The sequence below is a fragment of the Streptomyces sp. CO7 genome, assembly GCF_053474865.1.
Window position 1 is genome coordinate 370,304 of record NZ_JBRIOU010000006.1, and the last position, 8,223, is coordinate 378,526.

General features: G+C 75.1%; 7 protein-coding genes. 3 read left to right on the plus strand and 4 right to left on the minus strand.

What is annotated here, in order from left to right; translation table 11 throughout:
- Together ACOV8S_RS23205 and speB are read right to left on the minus strand one after the other, a co-directional pair.
- The coding region (locus ACOV8S_RS23205) for a thiamine pyrophosphate-binding protein (RefSeq protein ID WP_448319979.1) at nt 1–1,690 on the minus strand (1,690 nt) is incomplete at its 3' end.
- Nucleotides 1,687–2,655, minus strand: a complete 969-nt coding sequence (speB, locus tag ACOV8S_RS23210) for an agmatinase (protein ID WP_448320134.1) — start codon at nt 2,653–2,655, stop codon at nt 1,687–1,689. The genes speB and ACOV8S_RS23205, both read right to left, overlap by 4 nt.
- Before the next feature lie 163 nt (nt 2,656–2,818).
- Here speB and ACOV8S_RS23215 point away from each other — a divergent pair, with 163 nt between their 5' ends.
- The 3 genes from ACOV8S_RS23215 (at nt 2,819) to ACOV8S_RS23225 (ending at nt 6,842) form a co-directional block, all read left to right on the plus strand.
- Nucleotides 2,819–4,408 (plus strand): helix-turn-helix domain-containing protein, encoded by a 1,590-nt coding sequence (locus tag ACOV8S_RS23215; protein WP_448319981.1) that lies wholly within the window; start codon nt 2,819–2,821, stop codon nt 4,406–4,408.
- A 468-nt stretch (nt 4,409–4,876) separates the two neighbouring features.
- Nucleotides 4,877–6,478, plus strand: a complete 1,602-nt coding sequence (locus tag ACOV8S_RS23220; protein WP_448319982.1) for a sensor histidine kinase — start codon at nt 4,877–4,879, stop codon at nt 6,476–6,478.
- Nucleotides 6,479–6,500: 22 nt separating this feature from the next.
- The gene (locus tag ACOV8S_RS23225; protein WP_351116626.1) at nt 6,501–6,842 is read left to right on the plus strand and encodes a DUF742 domain-containing protein; all 342 of its coding nucleotides are present in this window, start codon (nt 6,501–6,503) and stop codon (nt 6,840–6,842) included.
- Between the two features lie 34 nt (nt 6,843–6,876).
- Here ACOV8S_RS23225 and ACOV8S_RS23230 read toward each other — a convergent pair whose 3' ends face one another.
- Complete coding sequence (locus tag ACOV8S_RS23230; RefSeq protein ID WP_448319983.1) at nt 6,877–7,680, minus strand: hypothetical protein; 804 nt, start codon at nt 7,678–7,680, stop codon at nt 6,877–6,879.
- Between the two features lie 200 nt (nt 7,681–7,880).
- The coding region (locus ACOV8S_RS23235; protein ID WP_448319985.1) for a GNAT family N-acetyltransferase at nt 7,881–8,223 on the minus strand (343 nt) is incomplete at its 5' end.

Consider the following 8,223-nt stretch of genomic DNA (forward strand, 5'->3'; position numbering starts at 1 on the left):
CAGGGTGGGTCGGCGCGAACATGCGCAGGGTGGCCGGGAGCACCACCACCGAGGGGCCCGGTGTGGCGAGCGCCTTGGACAGGTCGGCCCGCAGCTGCTCGGGGCCGGTCCGGACGGCGGGAACCCCGAAGGACTCGGCCAGCGCGACGAAGTCGGGCCGGGCGAGCTCCGTCCCGTGCGGCTCGCCGTACGCGTCGCTCATGTACTCGCGGAGGATGCCGTACCCGCCGTCGTCGACGATCAGCCAGGTAACGTCGAGCTGGTGCTGGCGTGCCGTGGCGAGCTCGGCGACCGAGTACAGCGCGCCGCCGTCGCCGGACACGGCGAGGACCGGCAGGCCGGGCTCGGCGACGGCCGCCCCCAGGGCGGAGGGGAAGGCGTAGCCGAGACCACCGGCGCCCTGCGCCGAGTGCATGGTGTTGGGCCGGCGGGGGTCGAAGGCCGACCAGGCCCAGTAGGCAAGGATCGTCATGTCCCAGAAGGAGGGCGACCCGGCGGGCAGGGCCGCGCGCACCGACGCCAGCACCTCCTGCTCCAGGTCGAGCCCCTGTGCCGCGATCCGGGCGCCGACCCGGTCGAGGAGCTCCCGGACCCGGCGGGCGGCCTCGTCGCCGTCCCTCGCGGGGACCGGTTCCAGGGTCTCCAGCAGGGCCTGCAGCGCGAGCCGCGCGTCCGCGTGGATGCCGAGGGCCGGGTGGTTGGCCTCGAGCTTCCCGGCGTCGGCGTCGATCTGCACGATCGTGCCGCGCGGCTCGAACGTGTGGTAGTTCGAGGAGAGTTCGCCCAGCCCGGAGCCCACGACCAGCAGGACGTCGGCATCCTCGAGGAAGTCCGTGGTGTGCCGGTCCTCCATCCAGGATTGCAGCGAGAGCGGGTGGGTCCAGGGGAAGGCGCCCTTGCCGCCGAAGGTGGTGACGACCGGGACGGCCAGCTTCTCGGCGAGCTGCCGCAGCTTGCCGGAGGCGTCCGAGCGGACGACTCCGCCTCCCGCGACGATCACCGGGCGCTCGGCGCGGGCCAGCAGGTCCGCGGCGACGGCGGTCAGTTCGGGCCGCGGCGGCAGCTCCTCCGGGGTGGCGTCCACCGCGGTGACCACCGGGACGCGGGCCGGCTCCCGCAGCACGTCGTGGGGGATCTCCACGTAGACGGGCCCGAAGGGGACCGTCAGCGCCGAGCGCCAGGCCTCGGCGATCGCGGTGGGGATCTGCGACTGGGTGCGGGCGCTGTGCACGGACTTGACGATCCCGCGGAAGGCCGCGGCCTGGTCCTCCAGCTCATGGAGGTGACCGCGGCGGCGCCCGCCGAGTCCGTCGGCCGGGACCTGGCCGCAGATCGCCAGCACCGGCGAGGAGGCGGCGGCCGCCTCCTGCAGCGCGGCCAGCGCGGTCAGCGCGCCGGGCCCGGTGGACAGCAGGAGCGGGGCGGCCTCACCGGTGATCCGGCCGTACGCGTCCGCCGCGAAGGCCGCGTTGTTCTCGACCCGCAGGCCGACGGTGCGCAGGTCGGACCTGCGCAGCGCGTCGAGGACCGGCAGGACGTGCTGGCCGGGCAGGGTGAAGACGGTGGTCGCGCCCAGCCCGGCGAGCGTCTCCACGACCATGTCCCCGCCGTGGCGGCCGGGAGGCGGGTTCAGGGCCGCCTCCGTCTGCGCGGCCGTCGGGCGGAGCACCAGGTCGTGGTCGTGGGTCACTGCGTACGCGCCTTCGCGATCTGCCGGGACATGATGGTGGTGAGCTCGTAGGCGGTGTGCGAGGCGGCGACGGAGGTGATCTCCGCGTGGTCGTACGCCGGGGCGACCTCGACCACGTCCGCCGACACCAGGTTGCAGCCGGCCAGGCCGCGCAGGATCTCCAGCAGCTCCCGCGAGGTCATCCCGCCGGCCTCGGGCGTGCCGGTGCCGGGCGCGTGCGCCGGGTCCAGGCAGTCGATGTCGATGGAGATGTACAGCGGGCGGTCGCCGATCCGCTGCCGCAGCTGGTCGGCCACCTCGTCCGCGCCACGGCGGTAGACGTCCGCCGAGGTGACGATGCCGAAGCCCATCTTCTCGTCGTCCTTGAGGTCCTGCTTGCCGTACAGCGGGCCGCGGGTGCCGACGTGGGAGAGCGCCTCGGTGTCGAGGATGCCCTCCTCGACCGCCCGCCGGAACGGGGTGCCGTGCGTGTACTCGGCGCCGAAGTAGGTGTCCCAGGTGTCCAGGTGCGCGTCGAAGTGCAGGAGCGCGACGGGACCGTGCTTCTTGGCCACGGAGCGCAGCAGCGGCAGCGCGATGGTGTGGTCGCCGCCGAGCGTCATCAGGCGGGCGCCGGTGCCGAGCAGGTCGTCCGCGGCGGCCTCGACGGTCTCGACGGCCTCGTCGATGTTGAACGGGTTGACCGCGATGTCCCCGCCGTCGGCCACCTGCGCCAGCGCGAACGGCGAGGCGTCCTGGGCCGGGTTGTAGGGACGCAGCAGCCGGGAGGCCTCACGGATGGCGTTGCCGCCGAAGCGGGCGCCGGGCCGGTAGGAGACGCCCGAGTCGAAGGGGACGCCGATCACCGCCACGTCGGCCGCGCCGACCTCGTCCAGTCGCGGCAGCCGGGCGAACGTCGCCGGTCCCGCGTACCGCGGGATCCGCGAGGAGTCGACGGGGCCGCGGGGCGTTCCGCTGTTGCTCATGGAGGTCATGGAGGTGATGCCTTCCTCTCACCGGTACCGAGGGTACGCGGCGCCGGGATCACCCGCCGGAGCGCACCACGGACCGACCCTAGATGGCTCGCGGGCGGCTGCGAAGTGTACGTTTCATCCATCGGGCCGGAGAAGAACAGAGGAAACGTCCATCATGCCGTCCGCCCCCGCGTCCCTTCCCGCACCGCCGCCCACTCCCCCGGTGCCGCTCTCCGCCCTGCTGGCGCGCGACGACCTGGGCCTGGTCCGTCTCGCCGGGCCCGAGGAGGCGGACGTCCACTGGGCGCAGGTCTCGGAGATGGCCGACCCCCTGCCGTACCTGCTGGGCGGCGAACTGCTGCTGACGGCGGGGGTGCAGGTGCCGCCCTCGGCCGGCGCCGCCTGGTTCGACGCCTACGTGGAGCGGATCCTGGCGGCGGGCGGCGCGGCACTCGGCTTCGGCGTGGCCCCGGTGCACGACACGGTGCCCGCGGAGCTGGTCGCCGCCTGCGGGGCTCGCGGGCTGCCGCTGCTGGAGGTGCCGCGGCGCACCACCTTCTCCGCGGTGGCCCGCGCGGTCGGCGAACTCGTCGCCCGGGCCCGGCTGGCGGACCTTCGGCGGGTCGCCGAGGCACAGCGGAGCCTGGCGTCGGCGGCGTCACGTCCCCACCCGGTGCCGTCCGTGCTGCGGCAGCTGGCGGCGGCGCTGGAGGGCTGGGCGGTGCTGTTCGGGCCGTCGGGGGCGATGACCGGGGCGGCGGACGGGCCGGTGGTCGCGGCGGCGGACACGGGCGAGAACTCGTCGGCGGGCGGGCCGGCGCGCGGATCGGGGGACCTCACGGCCGGGCGCGACCCGGGGCCGCGCGTGCGGACGGCTCTGACCGAGCTGGCCCGGGTGGTGCGGCCCGCCCCACCGGGGAACACCGCGCCGGCACCGTCGTCGGCCACCGACACGGCCGACGGCCTCCACCTGTCGGCGTATGGGCTGGGGACCGCACCCGGGTACGTGCTCGGCCTGGCGACGAGCCGCCGTGAGGCCGGCGACCACACCGTCGCCTCGGCGGCCTCCGTCCTGCTGACCCTGCTCACCGGGGAGCGCGGCGGCGGTCCGGACCCCTTCTGGTCGGCCGCCCTGGTGCGGCTGCTGCTCGGCGCCGGCCCCCAGGAGGTGGCGCCGCTGCTCGGCGGGGAGCGCTGGACGCTGGTGCACGCCCGCCCGGACACCGGGGTCCCGGACGCGGCGTCCGCCGCGGCGCTGGGCGAGACGCTGGGGTCCGCGCTGGTCGACCCGGTCGCCCCGGTCGCCCCGGCGCACCGGGTGGTGCGGGTGCTCGTGCCCGGCGGGCGGCCCGTGGAGCGGCAGGCAGGCTGGACGCTGGGGGTCGCCGAGGTGACCGGGCCGGACGACTGGCGCGCCGTCGACGACCGGGCCGCCCGAGCCTTGGGCCGCGCCCTCGCCACCCGCTCCCCGCTGGTCCGGCACGGCTCCGGCGGGCGTCTGACCGACCTCCTGCCGCCGCGCGAGGCCGAGGAACACGCCCTGGCCCTGCTGGCGCCGATCACCGGCACCCCCGCGCTGCCGCGGACCCTGCGCGCCTGGCTCTCGCTGCACGGCAGCTGGGACCGCACGGCCGTGGCGCTCTCGGTGCACCGCAACACCGTCCGGCAGCGGATCGCCCGGTGCGCGGCGCTGCTGGAGGCCGACCTGGACGACCCGGACGTCCGTATGGAGCTCTGGTTCGCCCTGCGGCGACTGCCGGACTGACCGGGGCGGGGCCGGGCGAGCGTCGGGGGTCGGCCTCGCGGCGGAGGAGCGGCGCTGTCGGTACCTCGGGACGGGGCGCGGAGGGCGTCCAGGGGCGCGAACAGGGGCGCGTGAGGGCGCGAAGGACGGCGTCCGTGTGTGCGGGAACGATTCGGCCAATGTGGGCGAAGCGGAACGTGAACCCCGTCCCTCCGCCCGCCTCAGGCGAGAGGGCGACGTCACCACCGCGAGGTGCGAGAACCGCGTTCCGCGCGGCTGCGACCGCACCGGGCGGCGGGGGTGGAAGTCGGCCATCTCCGGATGTCCGGCCGCCGTCGCTCCACCGATGTCAGGTCGGCCTCGACCCTCCCCGGGCATAATCCGGCGTGGTCTGGTCCACTCGTTCCACCGCTCCTGCCCGCCGCCACCTACGCGCGTTGCTTCGTCGACGCCCGCGGGCCGACCGGGCAGTGGTGAGGAGGGTCCCGCATGACAACGCGCCCGCAGCGGCACCGGTCGGCATCCGCCACGCCCGCGTCGGATCCGCCGGAGGGCGACCGGGCGTCGCTGCGCTCGGCGACCCTGCTCGGGGCGTTGCCGGCGGCGTCGGCCACCCTGTTGGCGGGCGCCGCCTACGCCGCCGCCCTCTCCCCGCTGCCGACCTCGGCCGCGGTCGGCGCGGGCATCTGCGCGGCCATCGGCTGCGCCGCGGTCACCACGACGGCCACCGTCGCGGCCCGTCGCGACGCCGCCCGGACCGCTGCCCGCTCCGCCTCCCGTGAGGAGGCCGTGGCTGCCGCGACCGCCGCGGTGCCGGCTCTGCTGGAGGAGGGTCTGCGCCAGATCGCCTCGGCCGCCCGGCGGGTCCGGCGCGGTGAGACCCCCGAGGCACTGGAACTGCCGGCTTCCCCGGCGATCCCGGTGGGGCAGCCGGCCGGCCCCGCCGACGGCCTGGAGGACGCGGTCCGCCGGGCGCTGACCGCGGCGCACACCGCCGTGCTGACCGCCGGCTCGCGTCGGCACACCGACGCCTCCCTCGCCATCGTCCGCAAGATCCAGGCGCTGGTCCTGCGGGCACTGGAACTGCTCGACGACGCCCACGACCGCACCGAGGACCCCGAACTGCTCGAGGTCCTCTTCCGGATCGACCACCTGGTCACGCGCACCCAGCGTGCCGTGGAGAGCGCGGCCGTCCTCGACGGCCGGCTGCCCCGGGCCGTCCGGCGCCCCGTGCCCCTGGCCACGGTGCTGCGACAGGCCGCGGCGGAGACCGAGGACTACACGCGGATCGAGGTCGCGCCGCCGCCCGCGGGGTACGCGCTGGCGGGCCCGGCGGCCGCCGAGGTCATCCATCTGATCGCCGAACTCGCCGAGAACGGCGCCCGGTTCTCTCCCGCCGGCACCAAGGTGACGGTGCGCGCGGCGCTGGCCAGGGAGGGACTGGTCGTCGAGATCGACGACCGGGGTCCCGGCCTCACCGGCGACCAGCTCGAGGAGATGAACCAGCTCGTCTCCCTGGCCCGTGAGCCGGGCGGGGACGACGGCCGCACCGGGCTGGCGGTGGTGGCCAGGGTGGCCCAGCGGCTGGGGCTCGCCGTGCGTTTCCAGACCAATCTCTACGGCGGCGTGCAGGCGCTGGTCCGCCTGCCTGCCACGCTGCTGCACACGGCCGACGAGGACGCGGCCGGCCACGACCGGCCGGAACACCGCCGGACCGCCCCGGCCACGGCGCACGCGGCGGACACGCTGCCTCTGGGCCGGCTGGACCAGCTGGACCAGCTGGACCACATGGCCCAACCGGGTCGGGTGCGCCAGGTGGGGCCGGAGTTCCACACCGTTCCGGCCAGCGGTCTGCAGCGCACCGTCGGGGAGCGATCCGGTGCCGAGTGGGAGGCCACGCAACGGGAGGTCACGCAACGGGATGCCACGCAGCGGGCCGCTCGGCGCAGGGACTCCGGCCGGGCGGAGGGCACGCCCGGACCCGTGCCGCGTCCCACGTCGCACTCCGGACCGCTCGGCGACGACGCGTTGTTCGGCCCGCTCGGCAAGGGCGCCTGGCGCGCCGACGACGGCCGGACGGGCGGGCGCTGAGGTGGCCCGGCCCCACGCGTGGGTGACCCAGGAGACGGCGACGGTCCGCGCCTACGCCGTGACCCTGGGCCGGACCCGTCCTGCCGTGCCCGTGGAACCGGACTCACTGGTGCGGGCGGCCGCCCGGCCTCCGTACGACGCGGTCTCCCCGGAGGCGCTGGCCGCGGTGCGGCTCTGCGCCGGGCAGGCGTTGTCGGTGGCCGAGCTGGCTACCCTCCTGCAGTTGCCGCTCCAGGTGACCAAGGTGGTCGTCGCGGACCTGCTGGGCGGCGGTTTCCTGATCCACGCCATGCCCGACCGCTCCGCCGACGGCAGCGACCCCACGTTGCTGGAGGCCGTCCTGGACGGCCTGCGCAACCTCTGAGCCTGCCGTCGGCGAAGGGACCGCTCGGGATGCGTCAGTCGTCGAAGTCGACCGAGGAGCACACGGCGGCGTAGGTCGAGTAGCTGCCGTACGGGGACTCCCACTGGGTGCCGGCGAAGACGAAGTCGCCGCCCGAGCAGTGGCGGCCGTTGTGGTCACCGCGGTTGTCGCCGCGGTGGTCACCGCGGTGCTCACCCTGGCGGTTCTTGCCGTCACGCTGGTGGTCGTTCTGGTGACGGCCCTGGTCGTAGCCCTTGTGGTGACCCTTGTCGTGACCGTTCTGGTCACGCTGGTGGTCGCCCTGCTGACGGCCCTGGTCGTGGCCGTTCTCGTGGCCCTTGTCGTGCTCCTTGCCCTTCTCGTGGCCCTTGTCGTGGCCCTTGTCGTGCTCCTTGCCCTTCTCGTGGCCCTTGTCCTGGGCCTTGCCCTTGCCGTGCTCCTTGCCCTTCTCGTGGCCCTTGTCCTGGGCCTTGCCCTTGTCCTGCTCCTTGCCCTTCTCGTGGCCCTTGTCCTGGGCCTTGCCCTTGTCCTGCTCCTTGCCCTTCTCGTGGCCCTTGCCCTTGTCCTGGGCCTTGCCCTTGTCCTGCTCCTTGCCCTTCTCGTGGCCCTTGCCCTTGTCCTGGGACTTGTCCTCAGCCTTGTCCTGGGACTTGTCCTCGGCCTTGTGGTCACGCTGGTGATCACCCTGGTGCTGGCCCTGCTCGTGGCTCTGGTGCTGGGCCTGGTTGCCGTTGTGGTGGTCGTGCGGGTTGTCCCCCGCGAACGCACTGCCGGCGCCCAGCGCGGCGCTCAGGGCGAAGGCGGCCAGGGCGGTGGTGGTGACGCGACGTACGCGCATCTGTTCCTCCGGGTGGGGAAGGGTTCGGAGCATGGCCGGCGGAGCGCCGGCGCACATACCCCTCTCCCCCGCCGGCCGGTTCGCCCGGCGCTCCATGGGCCGCTTTCACCCGTGCGGGCCGGAACATTGCCCCGGTCGCCGCGTCCCGGGCCACCCTCGCCCCCACGCGCGGCGGAGTCGAGGCCGCACGTCTGTCCGACTCAGTCGGAGGCCGTACCCCGGCCGCGCTGCCACTCGTCGGCGAGCAGCGCGTAACCGATCCCGTCGATCCACCCCAGCTCCCGGTGCAGGGACTCCCGCACCGTGTACTGCTCACGACGCATCCCCAGCCGCTCCATCAGCCGCCAGGACGCCTCGTTGTCGGCGAAGGCGTTGGCGCACACCCGTCGCACCTTCAGCTCTTCGAAGCAGACCCGCAGCAGCTCGCGGCACCCCTCGGTGGCGTATCCACGGCCGCCCACGGCGGGGTGGAACACCCAGCCGAGCTCCGCCTGGGCGCCCCGGGCCTGGTCGACGACCTCGCGCTGCGCCCAGGCGTCCTCC